The following is a 1,379-nucleotide window of genomic DNA, read 5'->3' as shown; positions in this document are numbered from 1 at the left end:
GCAAGGTGTCCCCAGATGGCAAGTCCACAAAAGGGTAGCTGGCGGCAGCCAGCGCAGGGGAAGCGTAGCGTCCCCTGTTTGATTTGGAGCAGACCATGACTGCGGAAAATCACAGCCCTCCGGCGAGGAGCCTTCGGAGAACGCAATGCACCAACCTCTGGGTGGTGTATAATTGCGCCCTTAGTAAACTAAGGGGTTTCCGGCTTCTCCCGTTCCAGCAGTTTTTTCAATAGTTCCTGCGTGTCCTGTCTGTGAAAAATGAGTTTCAACAACAGCATGACATCATCATCTGTCAGGCGTTCCGGCTCTTGCAGAAAACTTTCCAGCATACCGCCACGAGTACAGAGCCGGTGCGTCCGTTCCTTTCGGGTAAGCTGCTTTAACTGGTGCTGCAATGCCTTTTCATCATTGATTGCTTTCCGCAGTTTCTTTTCGCTATTCTCCAGCTCCCGGTTTAGCTTTTCCAGCTTTGAGGTATCAGGCAAGGGCAGCGTCCCCCTTTCCCGGTATCAGTACATAAATCCGGTTTGGTTCTCCAACGCCCTGACGCACCCGCATGATAAGTCCGGCGGTTTCCAGTTCATTCAATGAACGTTTGACCGTCATGGGACTGCGGGACAGGACTGCTGCAATGGCTGTGACAGGGAAGCAGACAAACAGGATTCCGTTCTCGTCCTCCTGCCCTTTGGATAGCATAGCGTCCAGCATCCGGCAGTACATGACCTTTGCGGTGCTGCTGACTGGAAATCCTGTCAACGCTATGGGAAATGGCATACATGGCGGCAATGGTGTGTCTATCGTCATAAATTCAAAATTCATTCGGTGTGTTCCTCCTTTTTCTTGGCTCGTTTGGATAAATAACGGGGGCAGTCAATCACAACCGCCCGGAAGCTCTGCTTGCACCCATGCTGGCATCTCCGGCATAATTCGTTGTAAGTGACACGCCCCCGGTCATTGAGGTAAAAAGAAAGCTCATGCTTCCTCTTTTTGCTCATTCTCGGCATATTGCGCTTCCTCCCGTTTTAGTGTATGGTTTCGGGGCGATTTTCGGCAAAATTACAGCCATAGAGCCCCCTAAAATCTCCCGAAGTATCAGCGATAGGGTAGACTGTCCCCCTATCAGATTGTCGTGTTTCGGTATCATTTCGGTGTCAGTTCGCCAGTTCTCCCCGGTGTCGTTCCTCCCCTGAATCTCACAGCGGCGTATCGCTCCCTTTGGTATGCTCGTTTCGGTCAGGGTTCCTCCATATCCCTGCCAAAAGTCATGGCACTACATCGCCGGGGAAGCATATCCCACACAGGCTGGTCATTCGATTGGAATAATCCATCGATGAACTACCTGTATCATAGAACATTTTTGTGCCCTGTGCCGTATGTCC

3 protein-coding genes are annotated in these 1,379 nt (G+C 51.5%); all 3 read right to left on the bottom strand.

Annotated elements, in window-relative coordinates:
* Positions 1-188: 188 nt before the first annotated feature.
* Genes DW965_RS18680 through DW965_RS18670 form a run of 3 tightly spaced genes read right to left on the bottom strand, consistent with a single transcriptional unit; the run spans position 189 to position 1,004 of the window.
* A complete protein-coding gene (locus tag DW965_RS18680; protein WP_117762297.1) occupies positions 189-485 on the bottom strand; it encodes a DUF3847 domain-containing protein in 297 nt (98 codons plus the stop codon).
* Positions 478-819, bottom strand: a complete 342-nt coding sequence (locus DW965_RS18675) for a DeoR family transcriptional regulator (RefSeq protein WP_117762298.1) — start codon at positions 817-819, stop codon at positions 478-480. Before DW965_RS18675 ends, DW965_RS18680 begins: the two co-directional genes overlap by 8 nt.
* Entirely contained in the window at positions 816-1,004 is a 189-nt protein-coding gene (locus tag DW965_RS18670; protein WP_117762299.1) for a hypothetical protein, read from the bottom strand. The genes DW965_RS18675 and DW965_RS18670 overlap by 4 nt, the downstream gene beginning before the upstream one ends.
* Positions 1,005-1,379 lie beyond the last annotated feature (375 nt).

This window comes from Blautia sp. AM47-4, from assembly GCF_003479865.1.
In the GTDB taxonomy this organism is placed as follows: Bacteria; Bacillota; Clostridia; order Lachnospirales; family Lachnospiraceae; genus Fusicatenibacter; species Fusicatenibacter saccharivorans.
This window is presented reverse-complemented; position numbering and strand designations above follow the sequence as displayed.

Coding starts and splice junctions, on each gene's coding strand:
- DW965_RS18675 (WP_117762298.1), bottom strand. CDS start 819: ATGAATTTTGAATTTATGACGATAGACACACCATTGCCGCCATGTATG.
- DW965_RS18670 (WP_117762299.1), bottom strand. CDS start 1,004: ATGCCGAGAATGAGCAAAAAGAGGAAGCATGAGCTTTCTTTTTACCTC.